Origin of the sequence: Pengzhenrongella phosphoraccumulans, from assembly GCF_045689905.1 — a bacterium.
GTDB classification, from domain to species: domain Bacteria; phylum Actinomycetota; class Actinomycetes; order Actinomycetales; family Cellulomonadaceae; genus Pengzhenrongella; species Pengzhenrongella phosphoraccumulans.
In genome coordinates, this window is the sequence record NZ_CP144210.1 from 2525974 (window position 1) to 2543820 (window position 17847).

Below are 17847 nucleotides of genomic sequence, written 5' to 3' on the forward strand. Positions count from 1 at the left end.
CCAAACCCTAACCACTCACGCCCAGGGCCCCGCGAACTCGGAGGTTTGCCTCGAGATAGGACACCCGGGTGTGCGAGTTCGACGCAAACCTCCGAGTTCGCGGGCCGGGCCGGGGTGGGGTGGGTGGTTAGGGTTGCGGGTGGAATTTTTCGTGTACTCGATCGACATGCGGGTCCGGTTCCGGGGGATCACCGTGCGGGACGGGGTGCTGCTGCGCGGGCCTGCCGGGTGGGGTGAGTTCAGCCCGTTCTGGGGGTACGACGACGCCGAGTCCGCGGCCTGGTTGCGGGCCGCGCGCGAGGCGGCCGACGACGGCTGGCCCGCCGGGGTGCGTACCCAGATCCCGGTCAACGTGACGGTGCCCGCGGTCGACGCCGCGACGGCCCACCGCATCGTGCTCGCATCCGGGGGTTGCCGCACCGCCAAGGTCAAGGTCGCCGAGCCCGGGCAGGACGTCGGCGACGAGATCGCCCGACTCGAGGCGGTCCGCGACGCGCTCGGTCCCGGGGGCGCGATCCGCATCGACGCGAACGGCGCCTGGGACGTCGACACCGCGCTGGCCCGGCTCGCTGTCCTGGACCGCGCAGCTGGCGGCCTGGAGTACGCCGAGCAGCCGGTTGCGACCGTCGCCGAGCTCGCAGCCGTGCGCCGCGGGACGCACGTGCTCATCGCCGCCGACGAGTCGATCCGGCGGGTCGAGGACCCGATGGCCGTCGTGCGCGCGCAGGCGGCCGACATCGTCGTGCTCAAGGTTCAGCCCCTCGGCGGCGTGCGGGCGTGCCTCGAGCTCGCCGAGCGGGTCGGGCTACCGGTCGTGGTGTCGTCCGCGCTCGAGACGTCGGTCGGGCTCGCGGCCGGGATCGCGCTCGCCGCAGCGCTGCCCGACCTGCCCTACGCGTGCGGCCTCGCCACCGCGCAGCTGTTCAGAGGCGACGTGGTCGCGGACCCGCTCCTGCCCGTCGGCGGCTCGATCCCGGTCCGTCGACCCGTGCTCGACGACGCCCTGCTCGCCGCCGCCGCCGCGTCGCCCGAGGTCCGCGAGCGCTGGCAGCGGCGCCTCGCCGCGGTGACTACCGTGAGCGCATGAGCGACGCCCCCCGACCGCCGCAGCCCGCTCCGGCGGTCGCCGCCGCGCGAGTCCTGCTTCAGGCGCTCGTGGCGCTCGGTGTGCGCGATGTCGTCCTCGCCCCCGGCTCGCGGTCGGCCCCGCTGGCGTACGCGCTTGCGGAGGCCGCCCTTCCCGACGGCGAACGGCCCGCGGGGGCTCCGGCGTGCACCCTGCACGTCCGGATCGACGAGCGGACGGCGGGCTTCCTCGCGCTCGGGCTCGCGCTCGGCTCGACCGCGTCCGCGCCGGCGGGGGAGCGCGCCGCCCGACCCGTGGCGATCGTCACGACGTCGGGCACCGCGACGGCGAACCTCCACCCGGCGGTGCTCGAGGCGCACCACTCGGGCGTCCCGCTCGTGGTGATCACAGCCGATCGGCCGCACGAGATGCGGGGAACCGGCGCCAACCAGACCACCGACCAGGTCGGGATGTACGGCGCGGCGACCCGGTTCGCCGCCGACGTGCCGGCACCCTCGGGCCGACCGGGCGAGCACGCCGACCTGCGCCAGCTGGTGAGCCGTGCGGTCGCCGCCGCGCTCGGGGCCCGCACCGGCGATCCCGGTCCGGTGCACCTCAACGTCTCGTTCCGCGAGCCCCTCGCGCCGGGTCCGGGCGACGCCGCCTGGCCGACGCCGTCGTCGGCCGGGCTGACCGAGGTCGTGCGGCGCGGTGCGGTCGGGCCCGGCAGCGATCTCGGCTCGATCGGTGGCTCGATCAGTGACTCGGCCGGGGAACCGGCCGGTGACCTCCCGACCGTCGTCGTGGCCGGCGACGGGGCGGGCGCCGTCGCGCGCGAGCTTGCGGAGGCGAACGCGTGGCCGCTGCTCGCGGAGCCGTCGTCCGGCGCTCGCGGCGGGGACAACTCCATCGCGGCGTACCGGCTCCTCCTCGGCCGGCCCGAGCTCGGGGGCGCGATCCGTCGCGCCGTGGTGCTCGGCAAGGTGACGCTGTCCCGCCCGGTGCAGGCCCTGCTCGCCCGCGACGACGTGGAGGTCCAGGTCATCGCCCCGCGCGGGGCGACCTGGCCGGATGCGGCCCGGCGCGCCGTCGTCGTGCTCGCCGACGTGCCGCCGCGGCCGGTCGGCCCGGTCGGCGGCGGTGCCTCGCCGTCAGGTGAGTCGGGGGAGTGGCTCGCGCGCTGGCAGGCCGCGGGGATTGCGGCGACCACCGCGGTGGATCGCGCGCTCGATGGTGCCCCCGCGGGCGCCGCTCGCGCAGCGGCCCGCGCGTGCTCGGTCCGGTCCTGGCGCGCGAGGTCGCGCGGGCCTCGCGGCCGCGGGACGTGCTCGTCGTCGGGTCGAGCAACTCGGTGCGGGACCTGGACCTGGTCGCGACCTGGAGCCAGTCGCCGGCGGTGTTCGCGAACCGCGGGCTCGCCGGCATCGACGGGACGATCTCGACCGCGATCGGGGTGGCGCTGGCGAACCCTGACCGGATCGTCCGAGCATTGATGGGTGACCTGACCTTCCTGCACGACATCGGCGGTCTCCTGCACGGTCCGCTCGAGGCGGTACCCAACCTGCAGATCGTGGTCGCCAACGACGACGGCGGCTCGATCTTCGCCACGCTCGAGCACGGCGCGCCGGAGCATGCGGACGTGTTCGAGCGCGTCTTCGGCACGCCGCACGGGTCGGACCTCGGGGCGCTGTGCGCCGGGTACGGCGTGCGCCACCAGATCGTCCGCGAGCCGGCGGACCTGGCGGTCGCGCTCGCGGTGCCGGGACCGGGCCTGAGCGTCGTGGAGGTACGGGTGGACCGCTCGCGTCGGCGCGCCCTGCACGAGCGGATCGCGGCCACGGTCGACCAGGCGCTGAGCTGACCGACTCTCGCCCGACCCCACCAGCGGTTCGGGCGGTTTCCGGCTGGATCGTCCCCGGTCACGGTCGATAACTCGCAGGCAACTCTCAGGGACTTCGAAGCATGTCTCCAGCGTGGCGAGGTCTGATGGTTCTCGAACAGAGGAGGCCATCATGACCATCAGCCCCGAGGGTGCCACGCCCGAGGACAAGCAGATCCCGGCACGCGCCGGTGCCGACCCGGTCGGCCCCACGTCCGGTCGCCAGAGCGCCGAGCAGCCCACCGAGCAGCTCGCCGTGCAGCCCACCGAGCAGCCGACCGTGCAGCTCCCGACGGCACCGCCCGCCGCGCAGGCGCCGGCAGCCGGCGAGCCGACCGAGCAGCTCCCGGCCGCCGCGCAACCGCCGACGCAGCAGCACCCGGCCCAGCAGCAGCACCCGGCCCAGCAGCCGGTGGCCCAGCCCTACCCGGCTCAGCCCTACCCGGCTCAGCCCTACCCGGCTCAGCAGTACCCCACCCAGCAGCACCCGACTCAGCAGTACCCGGCTCAGCAGTACCCGGCTCAGCCCTACCCGGCTCAGCCCTACCCGGCTCAGCCCTACCCGACTCAGGCTTACCCGCAGCAGCAGCAGGCGACGCCGCCCGCGCAGCCCGTCGGCTGGGGCCACCCCGCCCCGAGCCAGCCCGCCGGTCCGCCGAACGCGGCCAGCCCCGGCTCCGCCGACGCGAACGCCGACCCCTTCGCCCTGCTCACCGCTTACCCGCCTGCAGCCCCGACCGGTCCGTCGGCCACGACGGACGGCACGTCCACGACCGTGGGCACGTCCCGACGCCTGTGGATCTCCGTCGTCGGTGCGGCCGCCGCGGCCGCACTGATCGCCAGTCTGGGTACCGCCGGTCTGATGGCCGGGGTCCTCGGTGACAACGACACGACGTCGTCGTCCTCCTCCCTCGCCACGATCGGCAAGTCGACCACCGACACGGCGCCCGTGTCCGGATCGACGTCGGACAACCCGAACTGGGAGAAGGTCGCGGCCGCGGTCGCGCCGTCGGTCGTCGCTATCCAGGTCACGACGGCAAACGGCGGCGCCGAGGGCTCGGGCGTCATCATCGACGCCGCCGGGCACGTGCTCACGAACAACCACGTCGTGAACGGCGCCGACTCGGTCCAGGTCACGCTCAGTGACGGGCGGCTCTACAAGGCGACGATCGTCGGTACCGACCCGACGACCGACCTCGCCGTCGTGCAGATCACCGACCCGCCGAGCGACCTGTCGCCGGCAGCGCTGGGTGACTCGGGCGCCGTCGCCGTCGGCGAGGCCGTGATGGCCGTCGGCAATCCGCTCGGCCTGGCGAACACCGTCACCACGGGCATCGTCTCGGCCCTCGACCGGCCGGTGTCCGCGTCGGCCGAATCGGGCACGGACGTCGTCGTGACGAACGCGATCCAGATCGACGCCGCGATCAACCCCGGCAACAGCGGCGGCCCGCTCTTCGACGCGAAGGGTCGAGTCATCGGCATCACGTCGTCGATCGCGACGCTGTCCGGCAGCAGCACCTCGCAGTCCGGCTCGATCGGTCTCGGCTTCGCCATCCCGATCAACCTGGCGCAGAACATCGCCGCCCAGCTGGTCAAGTCCGGCACCGCCGAGCACGCGTTCCTCGGGGTCTCGCTGACCGACGGCAACGCCACCGCCGACGGGACGACCCGCAAGGGCGCCGTCATCGAGAAGGTGACCTCCGGGTCGCCCGCCGACAAGGCCAAGCTCCAGGCCGGTGACGTGGTCGTGGCGATCGACGGTTCGCCGGTCGCGGGCGCCGAGTCGCTGACGGCGTACGTCCGGGAGCGCACGGCGGACTCCACGTCGAAGCTCACCATCGTGCGCGACGGCAAGGTGCTCGACGTCAGCGTGACCCTGGCTGCGAAGGCCGCCACGGTCGACCAGAGCTCGAGCGGCCAGCAGGGCGGCTCCGGCTCCTCCGGCTCCGGCCAGAACGGTCAGAACCCGCTCGACCCGTTCGGTCGAGGCTGATCACCTAGCTCCGGGTGGGATGTCCCCCACCCCGCCCGGCACGAGAACGGCCGGCACCCCGCCAGGGTGCCGGCCGTTCGCACGCCCACCCCCGACAGCCGTCGTCCGCCCGTCGGCCGAGCCCCGGGCGTCGTCGAACCCCGGGTAATGGCTGCCCCGCGGCCGCAGGAATAGCCACAGCTCGGGGTTCGGTGCGTGCGGGGCGGAGCGGGGCGGGGCCGAGGGGTCGTCAGTCCGCCGAGAGGGCGTGGCGCATCGGGACCAGCTTGGCTTCCGACTCCGCCAGCTCCGCGTCGGGGTTCGAGGCAGCCACGATGCCGCAGCCGGCGAACAGGCGGACCCGGCGGGGGTCGGCGGGGTCCATCTCGGCGCAGCGCAGCGCGATGCCCCACTCGCCGTCGCCGTCGGCCCCGAACCAGCCCACCGGGCCGGCGTAGCGACCGCGCTCCATGCCCTCGATGCGGGCGATGAGGTCGCGGGCCACGGTCGTCGGGGTGCCGCACACGGCCGCCGTCGGGTGCAGCGCGGCGGCCAGCGCGAGGCTGGACGGCGCGAGGCTGGCGGTCGCGGCCGCAGGCCCCAGGTGCACGGCCGAAGGCCCCGGGTGCGCGGCGCTCAGCACGCCGGTCACGTCGGAGGCGAGGTGCAGCACGTTGGGAAGGTGCAGGACGAACGGCACGTCGGGCACGTTGGTCGACGAGCAGAACGGCGCCAGCGCATCGGCCACGGAAGACACGGCGTACTCGTGCTCCTCGAGGTCCTTGGAGGAGTGCGCGAGGATCGCAGCGCGCGCCAGGTCGGCGTCGTCGTTGCCGGTGCGCCGGATCGTGCCGGCGAGCACGCGCGAGGTGACCAGGCCCTTCTCGCTGCGCACGAGCAGCTCGGGGGTGGCTCCGAGCAGGCCGTCCACGCTGAAGGTCCAGCAGGACGGGTAGTCGGCCCCGAGCCGCCTCAGCACCCAGCGCGGGTCGAGCGGGTGGGTGGTCGTCGCGACGACGTCGCGCGCGAGCACAACCTTGTCCAGCTCGCCGGCCCGGATGGCGGCCACACCGCGCGCGACGACGTCGCGCCAGCCCTGCGCCGAGACGGCGCCGTCCCCGAAGGTCACGGCGCCCGGTGCGGCCACGGGCGTGCGGTCGCGGGCGACGGCGTCGAGCGAGGGGGTGGCGCCGATCCGGGCGCCCAGGTCGATCGTCGTCAGCCAGGTCGTGGCGCCGCGACGGCCGACGACGACCCGGGGCACGATCACGACCCCGCCGGCGGGGGAGCCCTCGTCGAACGCGAACGAGCCGAACGCGACGGGCCCGGACCCGGGCAGGTGGACCTCGTCGCGGACCACGGCGTGCGTGAGCGCGTCATGCCACGCGCGCTCGGCGTCGGCGAACCGACCGGGGCCGGCCACCTCGAACCGGAGCACCTCGCCCCAGCCGACCAGCCCGTCGCCGCGCCGCACCCACGCGAGCGGGGCATCGGCGGGCAGCAGCGCGAGCAGCGTCCCCGGATCGTCAATGGCCACGGTCCGCACCACGAGGGGGTGCGGGATCGCGTCGGCGGCCTGGGTCGGCAAGGTACTCATCGCGTCAAGGGTAGGACGCCCTTTGCCCACGGCTGGCAGCGAGCACTCTCGAGAACCTGAGACGATGGCCACATGTCGCGCGCCAGCATGGACAAGCAGCCCCACGAGGTCGCCGAGATGTTCGATGGCATCGCGCACCGGTACGACGTCACCAACGACGTCATGTCGCTCGGCCAGGACCGGCGCTGGCGCACCGCCACGATCCGCGCGCTGGACGTCTCCGCAGGTCAGCGCGTGCTGGATCTGGCCGCCGGGACCGGGACGTCGAGCGTGCCGCTCGCGGACGCCGGGGTGGAGGTCGTGCCGTGCGACTTCTCCTACGGCATGCTCGCGGTCGGCAAGCGCCGTCGGCCCGACCTCGGGTTCGTCGCGGGGGACGCCACGAAGCTGCCGTTCGCGGACGCGTCGTTCGACGCCGTGACCATCTCGTTCGGGCTGCGCAACGTGGTCGACACCTCCGGTGCGCTGCGCGAGATGCTCCGGGTGACGCGGCCGGGTGGCCGCCTCGTCGTGTGTGAGTTCTCCCACGCGACGCTGGCGCCGTTCCGGACGGTGTACGAGAACTACCTCATGCGCGCGCTGCCCGCGATCGCGCGGGTCGTGTCCAAGGAGACCGACGCCTACACCTACCTGGCGGAGTCGATCCGCTCGTGGCCTGACCAGGTCGCTCTGGGCAGCCTGCTCCGCGGCGCCGGCTGGCGCGAGGTCGCTTACCGCAACCTGTCCGGCGGTATCGTCGCCCTGCATCGAGGGACGCGCCCGCTCGACGGGTAGACGACCTCGCTCGCTGGCCTTGACCGGGCCATGGCAGACAGCCGACGGACCCACGACTACAGTGGGCCGCTGGAGTTCGTGAACGTCTTCACAGGTGGGGCGGCGCAGTGAGTCAGACAGGCCACGATGATGCTGATGTCATCGTTGTCGGTGCGGGACCTGGCGGGTCCACCGCCGCGTACTACTGCGCTTCCGCCGGTCTGAACGTCCTGCTGCTCGAGAAGGCCTCGTTCCCGCGCGACAAGATCTGCGGCGACGGCCTCACCCCCCGCTCGACCCGCGAGATGGTCGCGATGGGGCTGTCGCTGCGACCCGAGGACGGCTGGATCCGCAACTCCGGGCTCCGCGTCGTCGGTGGCGGGCACCGCCTCGAGCTGGCCTGGCCCGAGCTGTCGAGCTATCCGTCGTTCGGGCTTGCCCGCAAGCGCATGAGCCTCGACCACATGCTCGCCGACCACGCGCGCACCGCGGGCGTGAAGCTGCTCGAGCGAACGAACGTCACCGGCCCGCTGCTCGACGAGCGCACCGGTCGCGTCATCGGCGTCACGGCCCGTCCGGTGGACGACGACGGTCGCCGCTCGGGTGACGAGGTCACGTACCGGGCTCCCGTCGTCATCGCGGCCGACGGCGTCTCGGCGCGGCTGCCCCTCGCATTGGGGCTCGAGAAGCGCATGGACCGCCCGATGGGCGTGGCCGTACGCACCTACTTCAAGAGCCCCCGCTCCAACGACACGATGATGGAGAGCCACCTCGAGCTGTGGGACGGCGAGCCCGGCCGCTCGAACCTCATGCCCGGGTACGGCTGGATCTTCGCGCTCGGCGACGGCACGGTGAACGTCGGCCTCGGCAGCGTGAGCTCGACCGCCGCCGCGACCAAGGTCGACTACAAGGACCTGTTCGCGAAGTGGATGGCGAACGCCCCCGCCGAGTGGGAGTTCACCCCCGAGAACCAGGTCGGCCCGCTGCGCGGCGCCGCGCTGCCGATGGGCTTCAACCGCCAGCCGCTGTACACCCGCGGCCTCATGCTGGTCGGCGACTCGGGCGGCATGGTCAGCCCGTTCAACGGCGAGGGCATCGCCTACGCGATGCAGGCCGGCCGCGCGGCTGCGGACGCCATCGTCCAGTCCCGGGCCCGCACGACCGACGCCGCGCGCGAGCGCGCGCTGGGCACCTACCCGCGCATCATGAAAGAAGACCTGGGCGGGTTCTACACGCTCGGGCGGTACTTCGTGAAGCTGATCGAGCACCCGCAGATCATGCGGCTGTGCACCAAGTACGGGCTACCCCGACCGCTGGTCATGCGATTCACGCTCAAGCTGCTCTCGGACTGCTACGAGCCGCACGGCGGCGACATGGTGGACCGCGTCATCTCGGGCCTGAGCAGATTGGCGCCGTCCGCATGAATCCGATCGTCCCCACCGGCAGCACTGGCGGTCCCAGCAGGAGAGGCCTGAGATGACGAATCCCTATGTCCCCATTCTCGTGATGATGGGCGTGGCCGGGGTGATGGCGCTCGGCGGCGTTGCCGCGAGCGCGATCATCGGACCGAAGCGGTACAACCGCGCCAAGCTCGAGGCGTACGAGTGCGGCATCCAGCCGACGCCGCACGCCGTCGGCGGCGGCCGGTTCCCGATCAAGTACTACCTCGTCGCGATGACGTTCATCATCTTCGACATCGAGGTCGTGTTCCTGTACCCGTGGGCCGTGAACTTCACCGAGCTGGCGATGTTCGGGCTCGTGGCGATGCTCGGGTTCCTGTTCATGATCACCGTGCCGTTCGTGTACGAGTGGCGTCGCGGGGGATTCGAGTGGGAGTGAGTGCGCGCGTGGGCATGACGAAGCGATCGAGCACGACCGGAACAGCGGGAGGGCAGGCATAGATGGGTATCGAAGAGGCACCGTCCGGCTTCTTGCTGACCACGGTGGAGGGTCTCGCGGGGTACTTCCGCAAGGCGTCGCTGTGGCCGGTCACGTTCGGCCTGGCCTGTTGCGCCATCGAGATGATGGCGACCGGTGGGCCGCGGTACGACATCTCGCGGTTCGGCATGGAGGTCTTCCGCGCCTCGCCGCGCCAGGCCGACCTCATGATCGTCGCCGGGCGGGTGAGCCAGAAGATGGCCCCCGTCGTCCGTCAGGTCTACGACCAGATGGCCGAGCCCAAGTGGGTGCTCTCGATGGGGGTGTGCGCGTCCTCGGGCGGCATGTTCAACAACTACGCGATCGTGCAGGGCGTCGACCACATCGTGCCCGTCGACATCTACCTGCCGGGCTGTCCGCCGCGGCCCGAGATGCTGATCGACGCGATCCTCAAGCTGCACGAGCAGATCCAGAACGAGCCGCTCGGCTCGAACCGTCGCGAGATGGCGGCCGCCGCCGAGGCCGCAGCGCTCAAGGTCACCCCGACCGCTGCGAAGACGGGACTCCTGCGATGAGCGACGACACGTCCACCGAGCTGACCACCCCGTCCCCGGACGGGCGCGAGCCCCTCGAGGTCGTCGGGGTCCGCACCGGCATGTTCGGCGCGCACGGCACGGGCGACACCTCCGGCTACGGCGGCCTCGTCCGCGAGATCACGATGCCGGGACCGAGCGAGCGGCCGTACGGCGGCTGGTTCGACGAGTGCGTCGACGTGCTCGCCGAGGTCCTCGAGGCGGGCGGCACCGCCTACTCGGCAGCCGTCGAGAGCGTCGTCGTCGATCGTGGTGAGCTGACGATCTTCGTGGCCCGCGAGCACCTCCTGCAGGTGTGCAGCGCGCTGCGCGACGACCAGGACCTGCGCTTCGAGCTCAGCCTGGGGGTCTCGGGCGTGCACTACCCGCACGAGACCGGCCGCGAACTGCATGCGGTCTACCACCTCACCTCCGTCACGCACGGGCGCAAGCTGCGGCTCGAGGTCGCGGTGTCCGAGGCGGACGCCCACATCCCCTCGACGGTCGCCGTCTACCCGGCGAACGACTGGCACGAGCGCGAGACGTGGGACTTCTTCGGGATCGTCTTCGACGGTCACCCCGCGCTGGCGCGGATCGAGATGCCCGACGACTGGCCGGGTCACCCGCAGCGCAAGGACTACCCCCTCGGTGGCATCCCCGTGGAGTACAAGGGCGCCACCATCCCACCGCCGGACCAGCGGAGGTCTTACAACTGATGACTGACTCACGCGCGCAGAGCGCACCCCACGCCACGGCCCACGTCTACGAGGCCGGGACCGAGGGCGTCCCGATGTTCGAGGCGTCCGGCGGCGACTGGTCCGAGATCGCCGAAGAGGCCGCCCGCCTCGGCGAAGAACGCATCATCGTCAACATGGGACCGCAGCACCCGTCGACCCACGGCGTGCTCCGCCTCATGCTCGAGATCGACGGCGAGACCGTCACCGAGGCGCGGGCCGGCATCGGCTACCTGCACACCGGCATCGAGAAGAACATGGAGTTCCGCACCTGGACCCAGGGCGTGACCTACTGCACGCGCATGGACTACGTGGCGCCGCTGTTCAGCGAGGCGGCGTACTGCCTCGCCGTCGAGAAGCTGCTCGGCATCACCGACGACATCCCGGAACGCGCGACCGTGATCCGCGTGATGATGATGGAGCTCAACCGGATCACGTCGCACCTCGTGTGCCTCGCGACCGCGGGCAACGAGCTCGGCGCGACGACGATCATGACGAACGGCTTCATGGGCCGCGAGGAGATCCTCAAGGTCCTCGAGCTCATCACCGGGCTCCGGATGAACCACGCGTACATCCGCCCCGGCGGCGTCGCGCAGGACATCCCGCCGGGCGCGCTCGACAACGTCCGCGAGGCGCTCGCCGGCGCGAAGCACTACATCGTGCTGCTCCAGGACCTCATGCTGGCGAACCCGATCCTCAAGGCCCGGGCCGTCGGCGTGGGCTACCTCAGCCTGTCGGCGTGCATGGCGCTCGGCATCACCGGCCCGGTGCTCCGCTCGTCGGGGCTGCCGTACGACGTGCGCAAGTCCGAGCCCTACTGCGGGTACGAGACCTACGACTTCGACGTGCCCACCTCGACGGACTCGGACGCGTTCTCGCGGATCGTGCTGCGGATCGAGGAGTGCTACCAGTCGATGAAGATCGTCGAGCAGACCCTCGACCGGCTCCAAGCCATGGGCCCGGGCCCGGTCATGGTGGCGGACAAGAAGATCGCCTGGCCCGCGCAGCTGGCCATCGGCGCGGATGGGATGGGCAACTCGCTCGACCACATCCGGGAGATCATGGGCACCTCCATGGAGGCCCTGATCCACCACTTCAAGCTCGTCACCGAGGGCTTCCGCGTGCCGGCCGGTCAGGTGTTCCAGACCGTCGAGGCACCGCGCGGCGAGCTCGGCGTGCACCTCGTCTCCGACGGCGGCACACGGCCGTACCGGGCCCACTTCCGGGATCCGTCTTTCAACAACCTGCAGGCTGTCTCGATGATGTGCGAGGGCGGCCAGATCGCCGACGTCGTCGTCTCGGTGGCCTCGCTCGACCCGGTGCTCGGAGGGGTGGACCGCTGATGACCAGCGACGAGAACAACGCAGCGACCATCAACATGGGTGCGGCCGGCAAAGATGTCGGCGGCTACGACGAGGCGCAGCTCACCCGTCTGCGGGCGGAGGCGAGCCAGATCGTCGCGCGCTACCCGCGCGCCCGCTCGGGCCTGCTGCCGCTGCTGCACCTGGTGCAGGCGGAGGACGGCTACGTCAGCCCGACCGGGATCACGTTCTGCGCCGAGGTGCTCGGCGTGACCACGGCCGAGGTCTCCGCCGTGGCGACGTTCTACACGCAGTACAAGCGCCACCCGAACGGTGACTACACGGTCGGCGTGTGCACCAACACGCTGTGCGCGGTCATGGGCGGCGACGCGATCTGGGACGGGCTGACCGAGCACCTCGGCGTCGGGCACGACGAGACGACGCCCGACGGCAAGGTCACGCTCGAGCGGATCGAGTGCAACGCGGCGTGCGACTACGCGCCGGTCGTGATGGTGAACTGGGAGTTCTTCGACAACCAGACCCCCGAGAGCGCCCGCGCGACGGTCGACAAGCTGCGGGCCGGCCAGACGGTCGTCCCGACCCGCGGTGCGGACAGCGTGGTCACGTTCAAGCAGATGTCCCGCGTGCTCGCCGGCTTCACCGACGGCCGCGCGGACGAGGGCGTCGGCGCCGGCGAGGCGACCCAGCGCGGCACGGTGCTCGCCAAGCAGAACGGGTGGGCGGCGCCCGCCTTCCCGACCGAGTCGAAGGAGTCCTGATGACGGTCTCGACCCTGACCCCGGTCCTCAGCGCCCACTGGGACGCCGACCGGTCCTGGACACTCGCGACGTACGAGGCGGGCGGCGGCTACGCCGGCCTGCGGCGCGCGTTCACCCAGGAGCCCGCGGCGGTGCTCGCTGCGGTCAAGGACTCCGGCCTGCGCGGCCGTGGCGGCGCCGGGTTCCCGACGGGGCTCAAGTGGAGCTTCCTGCCCGCGCCCGACGGCGGCCCGCGCTACCTGGTCGTCAACGCGGACGAGTCCGAGCCCGGGACCTGCAAGGACGTCCCGCTCATGATGGCGACGCCGCAGGTCCTCATCGAGGGTTCGATCATCACGTCGTACGCGATCGGGTGCCACCACGCGTTCATCTACGTGCGGGGCGAGGTCTTGCACGTCTACCGGCGCCTGCTGCGCGCCGTCGAGGAGGCCTACGCGGCCGGGTACCTCGGCAAGAACATCATGGGCACGGGCTACGACCTGGACATCACGGTGCACGCCGGCGCCGGCGCGTACATCTGCGGCGAGGAGACGGCACTGCTCGACTCGCTCGAGGGTCTGCGCGGCCAGCCGCGGCTCAAGCCGCCGTTCCCCGCAGTCGAGGGCCTGTACGCCCGACCGACCGTGGTCAACAACGTCGAGTCGATCTCCTCGGTGCCCGCGATCGTCCTGGGTGGCGCGAGCTGGTTCAGCTCGATGGGGACCGCGAAGTCGGCCGGGTTCGGCCTGTTCTCGCTGTCCGGCCACGTCGTGCGCCCCGGCCAGTACGAGGCCCCGCTCGGGATCACGCTGCGCGAGCTGATCGACCTCGCCGGCGGGATGCGCGCGGGTCACGAGCTCAAGTTCTGGACCCCCGGTGGCTCGTCCACCCCGCTGTTCACCGCGGAGCACCTCGACGTGCCGCTCGACTACGAGTCGGTCGCCGCGGCGGGCTCGATGCTCGGCACCCGCGCGCTGCAGATCTTCGACGAGACCACGTGCGTCGTGCGTGCGATCACGCGCTGGATGGAGTTCTACGCGCACGAGTCGTGCGGCAAGTGCACGCCGTGCCGCGAGGGCACCTATTGGCTCAAGCAGATCCTGCGCCGCATCGAGGCGGGTACGGGCACGATGGACGACCTCGACGTGCTCCTCGACACCTGCGACAACATCCTCGGGCGCGCGTTCTGCGCTCTCGGCGACGGCGCGACGTCGTGCGTCTCGTCCGGGCTGCAGCACTTCCGGGCCGAGTTCGAGCAGCACATCACCGCGGGCGCCTGCCCGTTCGACCCTGCGGCGTCGGCGCTGTTCGCCTACCCCCCGCGTGACGCAGGCCGGCTCGCCGGCCAGATGGCAGGAACGGTGCAGGCATGACCATCACGACCCCGAAGCAGACCGAGGGCACCGTCGTGCCCGCGAACCTGGTGACCTTCCAGATCGACGAGCTGACCGTCTCGGTGCCCAAGGGCACCCTGGTGATCCGCGCCGCCGAGCAGGTCGGCATCCAGATCCCGCGGTTCTGCGACCACCCGCTGCTCCAGCCGGCCGGCGCGTGCCGCCAGTGCCTGGTCGACGTGTCGATGCCCGACCGGGAGGGCAACCTCCGGCCGATGCCCAAGCCGCAGGCGTCGTGCACCATGACGGCCGCGCCCGGCATGGTCGTCAAGACGCAGCGCACGTCCGCGATGGCCGACAAGGCCCAGCACGGCGTGATGGAGCTGCTGCTCATCAACCACCCGCTCGACTGCCCGGTCTGCGACAAGGGCGGCGAGTGCCCGCTGCAGAACCAGGCGATGAGCAACGGCCGCGCGACGAGCCGGTTCGTGGACATCAAGCGGACCTACCCGAAGCCCATCTCGATCTCGACCGAGATCCTGCTCGACCGCGAGCGGTGCGTGCTCTGCCAGCGCTGCACGCGCTTCCAGGACCAGATCGCCGGCGACCCGTTCATCGACCTGCAGGATCGCGGCGCCAGCTCGCAGATCGGCCGGTTCTCGGTGGAGGTCCTCGGCTTCGGCGGCGAGGTCCCGACCGGCCCGTCCGCGCTCGACGAGTCGGGGCGCCCGTTCGCGTCCTACTTCTCGGGCAACACGATCCAGATCTGCCCGGTCGGCGCGCTGACCAACGCGTCCTACCGCTTCCGCTCGCGCCCGTTCGACCTCGTGTCAACCCCGGGGATCAGCGAGCACGACTCGTGCGGGTCCGCGATCCGCATCGACCACCGCCGCGGCGCCGTGCTGCGGCGCATGGCCGGCAACGAGCCCGCCGTGAACGAGGAGTGGATCACCGACAAGGACCGCTTCGCGTTCACCTGGCAGAGCTCGCCCGACCGCCTCGAGACCCCGCTCGTGCGGGACGCCGAGACCGGCGAGCTGCGCTCCGCGAGCTGGGTCGAGGCCCTCGAGGTCGCGGCGGCCGGGCTTGCGGCGGCGACGACCGCCGGTGGCGGCAACGGCGTCGGCGTGCTCACCGGCGGCCGGCTCACGCTCGAGGACGCGTACGCGTACTCCAAGTTCGCGCGCCTCGTGCTGGGCACCAACGACATCGACCAGCGGGCCCGCCCGCACTCGTCAGAGGAAGAAGCCTTCCTCGGCTCCACGGTGGCCGGCCACACCGTCGGCGGCACGCGCAGCGTGACGTTCGCCGACCTCGAGCAGGCGCCCGCCGTCCTGCTGGTCGCGCTCGAGGCCGAGGAGGAGGCCGGGGTCACCTACCTCCGCCTGCGCAAGGGCGTGCTCGCCGGCCGGACTGCGGTCTTCTCCGTCGCCGCCCTGGCCAGCCGCGGGCTTGACCGGATCAGCGGGACGCTCATCCCCGCCGCCCCGGGCACCGAGCCCGAGGTCCTCGACGCGATCACCGGTCGCGCCAAGGTCGGCCCGCTGCGCGACGCGGCCCAGGGCCTCAAGGCCAGCGGCTCGGTCATCCTCGTCGGCGAGCGGCTCGCGTCGGTCCCCGGCGGGTTCTCGGCGCTGCTCCGCCTCGCCGAGCGCACCGGCGCCCGCCTCGCCTGGATCCCGCGCCGTGCGGGTGAACGCGGCGGCGTCGAGATGGGCACGCTGCCCACCCTGCTTCCCGGTGGCCGTCCGGTCGCCGATCCCGGCGCACGCGTGGACGTCGCCGCGGCCTGGGACGTGGCCACCCTGCCGGCGACGGCAGGTCTGTCCACGTCTGAGATCCTGCGTGCCGCCCGCAAGGGCAAGCTCTCCGCGCTCGTCGTGAGCGGCGTCGAGCTCGCCGACCTGCCGGACCCCGCCAAGGCGCTCCGGTCGATCGAGAAGGTCGGCTTCGTCGTCTCGCTCGAGGTCCGCGCCTCGGCCGTGACTGAGCGGGCGGACGTCGTCCTGCCGGTCGCCCCGCCGACCGAGAAGCCCGGCACCTACCTCAACTGGGAAGGCCGCCCGCGGCCGTTCCCTCAGGCCCTGGCCTCGACGGCCATGGCCGACCACCGCGTGCTGGACGCCCTCGCCGCTGCGATGGGCACCGAGCTCGGGCTGCGCACGCTCAAGGCTGTGCACGCCGAGATCGACCAGCTCGGTGCCTGGGAAGGTGCTCGCATCGAGGCGCCCGCCCAAAGCCCGGCCGAGCCGCCCGAGATGGCGCCCGGCCAGGCGGTGCTCGCGAGCTGGCACCTGCTGCTCGACGCCGGTCGCCTGCAGGACGGCGAGCTGTTCCTCGCCGGGACCGCGAAGCGCACGGTCGCCCGCGTCTCGGCGGCGACGGCCGCGGCCGCGGGCCTGGTCGACGGCGGTCTCGTGACCGTCAGCACCGAGCACGGCAGCCTCACGGTGCACCTCGTGGTGACCGCGATGCCTGACTACGTGGTGTGGCTACCGACGAACGCCCCGGACTGCGCGATCCGCACGACCCTGCGGGCCGACGCCGGCGACATCGTCCGGCTCGCGCCGGCAGCGACGACCCCCGCAGTGACCAGTCCTGACAACAGCGAGGTGTCCGCATGACCGCGGCAGTATTTAGCTCCGTGTTCGGCGCCGCGAATCCCGGGGTGAGCGCGGACTTCAGCCAGGACAACGGCTGGGTCTGGCTGATCAAGGCCGTCGTGATCCTCGTCTTCCTGCTCGTCACCGTGCTGCTCGCGATCTGGTTCGAGCGCAAGGTCGTCGGTCGCATGCAGGTGCGCCCCGGCCCGAACGTGCACGGCCCGTTCGGGCTGCTGCAGTCCCTCGCCGACGCGATGAAGCTCCTGCTCAAGGAGGACATCACCGTCAAGGCGGCCGACAAGTTCCTCTACCTGCTGGCGCCGATGATCTCGGTGTTCTGCGCGCTGCTCACGTTCGCAGTCATTCCGTTCGGCCCCGCGGTGCACATCTTCGGGATCGTCACGCCGCTGCAGCTGACCGACGTCCCGGTCGCCGTGCTCTACATCCTGGCGACGGCCTCGGTCGGCGTGTACGGCATCGTGCTCGGTGGCTGGTCCTCCGGCTCGACCTACCCGCTCCTCGGCGCCGTCCGCTCGACCGCGCAGGTGATCAGCTACGAGCTCGCGATGGGCCTGTCGCTCGTGAGCGTGTTCATCCTCGCGGGGTCGATGTCGACCTCCGAGATCGTCAACTCGCAGCAGCAGCTGTGGTGGTTCCTGCCGCTGTTCCCGGCGTTCATCATCTACGTCATCTCGATGATCGGTGAGACCAACCGGCTGCCGTTCGACCTCCCCGAGGCCGAGGGTGAGCTCGTCTCGGGCTTCATGACCGAGTACTCCTCGATGAAGTTCGCGTGGTTCTTCCTCGCCGAGTACATCAACATGGTCAACGTCTCCGCCGTCGCCACGACGCTGTTCCTCGGCGGCTGGCGCGCGCCGTTCCCGCTCTCCGCCATCAACGACGGGATGTTCAACACCGGCTGGTGGCCGGTGCTGTGGTTCCTCGCGAAGATGTGGATGTTCCTCTTCCTGTTCGTCTGGGTCCGCGGCACGCTGCTGCGGCTCCGGTACGACCAGTTCATGAAGTTCGGCTGGAAGATCCTCATCCCGGCCTCGCTCGGGTGGGTCGTGTGCGTCGCGGTCGTCCAGGGCGTGCGCCAGTTCACGACGATCGACCTGAGGACGATCCTGATCGCCTTGGCGGTCGCGGTGCTCGTGGTGGTCGGGATCTCGTTCCTGGTCCCGGAGCGCAAGCCGAAGACCGTGGCGCCCGTGCCGCCGGGGGAGTTCGACCCCTACGCGGGCGGCTACCCGGTGCCCCCGATGCCCGGCCAGCAGCTTCCCCCGTCGCCGCGCCGTGCGCGCGTGACGGACGCCGTACCCGCGGGTGCGGCCCGACAGGTGACCGATTCACAGACGGAGGCAGAGCGTGGCTGACGACGCCCGCGACCCGAACCAGCC

The 17847-nt window shown here is 71.9% G+C and carries 15 protein-coding genes; 14 read left to right on the forward strand and 1 reads right to left on the reverse strand.

Features of this window, described 5'->3' with window-relative positions:
• The first annotated feature begins 139 nt into the window (after positions 1-139).
• From VTA80_RS11695 to VTA80_RS11710, 4 genes are all read left to right on the forward strand, one after another.
• Entirely contained in the window at positions 140-1087 is a 948-nt protein-coding gene (locus VTA80_RS11695) for an o-succinylbenzoate synthase (protein ID WP_407341284.1), read from the forward strand.
• A complete protein-coding gene (menD, locus tag VTA80_RS11700; RefSeq protein WP_407341285.1) occupies positions 1084-2559 on the forward strand; it encodes a 2-succinyl-5-enolpyruvyl-6-hydroxy-3-cyclohexene-1-carboxylic-acid synthase in 1476 nt (491 codons plus the stop codon). Before VTA80_RS11695 ends, menD begins: the two co-directional genes overlap by 4 nt.
• Positions 2463-2927: a thiamine pyrophosphate-dependent enzyme gene (locus tag VTA80_RS11705; RefSeq protein ID WP_407341286.1), complete on the forward strand. Its 465-nt coding sequence runs from the start codon at positions 2463-2465 to the stop codon at positions 2925-2927. Before menD ends, VTA80_RS11705 begins: the two co-directional genes overlap by 97 nt.
• 151 nt (positions 2928-3078) lie before the next feature.
• Positions 3079-4938 (forward strand): trypsin-like peptidase domain-containing protein, encoded by a 1860-nt coding sequence (locus tag VTA80_RS11710; protein WP_407341287.1) that lies wholly within the window; start codon positions 3079-3081, stop codon positions 4936-4938.
• Between the two features lie 229 nt (positions 4939-5167).
• Here VTA80_RS11710 and VTA80_RS11715 read toward each other — a convergent pair whose 3' ends face one another.
• Positions 5168-6514, reverse strand: coding sequence for an isochorismate synthase MenF (locus VTA80_RS11715; protein WP_407341288.1), 1347 nt, complete (start codon positions 6512-6514; stop codon positions 5168-5170).
• 72 nt (positions 6515-6586) lie between these two features.
• Between VTA80_RS11715 and VTA80_RS11720 the strand changes: the two genes are divergently transcribed.
• The 10 genes from VTA80_RS11720 (at position 6587) to nuoH (ending at position 17823) form a co-directional block, all read left to right on the forward strand.
• A complete protein-coding gene (locus tag VTA80_RS11720; RefSeq protein WP_407341289.1) occupies positions 6587-7288 on the forward strand; it encodes a demethylmenaquinone methyltransferase in 702 nt (233 codons plus the stop codon).
• 107 nt (positions 7289-7395) lie between these two features.
• Positions 7396-8691, forward strand: coding sequence for a geranylgeranyl reductase family protein (locus tag VTA80_RS11725; protein WP_407341290.1), 1296 nt, complete (start codon positions 7396-7398; stop codon positions 8689-8691).
• Positions 8692-8743: 52 nt separating this feature from the next.
• Positions 8744-9106 (forward strand): NADH-quinone oxidoreductase subunit A, encoded by a 363-nt coding sequence (locus VTA80_RS11730; protein ID WP_407341291.1) that lies wholly within the window; start codon positions 8744-8746, stop codon positions 9104-9106.
• 62 nt (positions 9107-9168) lie between these two features.
• The gene (locus VTA80_RS11735; protein ID WP_407341292.1) at positions 9169-9720 is read left to right on the forward strand and encodes a NuoB/complex I 20 kDa subunit family protein; all 552 of its coding nucleotides are present in this window, start codon (positions 9169-9171) and stop codon (positions 9718-9720) included.
• Positions 9717-10433 carry an NADH-quinone oxidoreductase subunit C gene (locus VTA80_RS11740; RefSeq protein WP_407341293.1) on the forward strand — a complete coding sequence of 239 codons (717 nt, stop codon included), beginning with the start codon at positions 9717-9719 and terminating at the stop codon, positions 10431-10433. Before VTA80_RS11735 ends, VTA80_RS11740 begins: the two co-directional genes overlap by 4 nt.
• Positions 10433-11794 carry an NADH-quinone oxidoreductase subunit D gene (locus VTA80_RS11745; protein WP_407341294.1) on the forward strand — a complete coding sequence of 454 codons (1362 nt, stop codon included), beginning with the start codon at positions 10433-10435 and terminating at the stop codon, positions 11792-11794. Before VTA80_RS11740 ends, VTA80_RS11745 begins: the two co-directional genes overlap by 1 nt.
• Before the next feature lie 35 nt (positions 11795-11829).
• A complete protein-coding gene (gene nuoE, locus VTA80_RS11750; RefSeq protein ID WP_407345759.1) occupies positions 11830-12531 on the forward strand; it encodes an NADH-quinone oxidoreductase subunit NuoE in 702 nt (233 codons plus the stop codon).
• Positions 12531-13883, forward strand: coding sequence for an NADH-quinone oxidoreductase subunit NuoF (nuoF, locus tag VTA80_RS11755; RefSeq protein ID WP_407341295.1), 1353 nt, complete (start codon positions 12531-12533; stop codon positions 13881-13883). The genes nuoE and nuoF overlap by 1 nt, the downstream gene beginning before the upstream one ends.
• Positions 13880-16468: an NADH-quinone oxidoreductase subunit G gene (locus VTA80_RS11760; protein ID WP_407341296.1), complete on the forward strand. Its 2589-nt coding sequence runs from the start codon at positions 13880-13882 to the stop codon at positions 16466-16468. The genes nuoF and VTA80_RS11760 overlap by 4 nt, the downstream gene beginning before the upstream one ends.
• Positions 16465-17823: an NADH-quinone oxidoreductase subunit NuoH gene (gene nuoH, locus VTA80_RS11765; RefSeq protein ID WP_407341297.1), complete on the forward strand. Its 1359-nt coding sequence runs from the start codon at positions 16465-16467 to the stop codon at positions 17821-17823. Before VTA80_RS11760 ends, nuoH begins: the two co-directional genes overlap by 4 nt.
• The last annotated feature ends 24 nt before the right edge of the window (positions 17824-17847 follow it).

What these genes read in the sequence shown, in the direction of transcription:
- nuoE (WP_407345759.1), top strand. Translation starts at nt 11,830, where the DNA reads ATGGGTGCGGCCGGCAAAGATGTCGGCGGCTACGACGAGGCGCAGCTC.
- VTA80_RS11735 (WP_407341292.1), top strand. Translation starts at nt 9,169, where the DNA reads ATGGGTATCGAAGAGGCACCGTCCGGCTTCTTGCTGACCACGGTGGAG.
- VTA80_RS11730 (WP_407341291.1), top strand. Translation starts at nt 8,744, where the DNA reads ATGACGAATCCCTATGTCCCCATTCTCGTGATGATGGGCGTGGCCGGG.
- VTA80_RS11760 (WP_407341296.1), top strand. Translation starts at nt 13,880, where the DNA reads ATGACCATCACGACCCCGAAGCAGACCGAGGGCACCGTCGTGCCCGCG.
- nuoF (WP_407341295.1), top strand. Translation starts at nt 12,531, where the DNA reads ATGACGGTCTCGACCCTGACCCCGGTCCTCAGCGCCCACTGGGACGCC.
- VTA80_RS11715 (WP_407341288.1), bottom strand. Translation starts at nt 6,514, where the DNA reads ATGAGTACCTTGCCGACCCAGGCCGCCGACGCGATCCCGCACCCCCTC.
- nuoH (WP_407341297.1), top strand. Translation starts at nt 16,465, where the DNA reads ATGACCGCGGCAGTATTTAGCTCCGTGTTCGGCGCCGCGAATCCCGGG.
- VTA80_RS11740 (WP_407341293.1), top strand. Translation starts at nt 9,717, where the DNA reads ATGAGCGACGACACGTCCACCGAGCTGACCACCCCGTCCCCGGACGGG.
- VTA80_RS11720 (WP_407341289.1), top strand. Translation starts at nt 6,587, where the DNA reads ATGTCGCGCGCCAGCATGGACAAGCAGCCCCACGAGGTCGCCGAGATG.
- VTA80_RS11745 (WP_407341294.1), top strand. Translation starts at nt 10,433, where the DNA reads ATGACTGACTCACGCGCGCAGAGCGCACCCCACGCCACGGCCCACGTC.
- VTA80_RS11710 (WP_407341287.1), top strand. Translation starts at nt 3,079, where the DNA reads ATGACCATCAGCCCCGAGGGTGCCACGCCCGAGGACAAGCAGATCCCG.
- menD (WP_407341285.1), top strand. Translation starts at nt 1,084, where the DNA reads ATGAGCGACGCCCCCCGACCGCCGCAGCCCGCTCCGGCGGTCGCCGCC.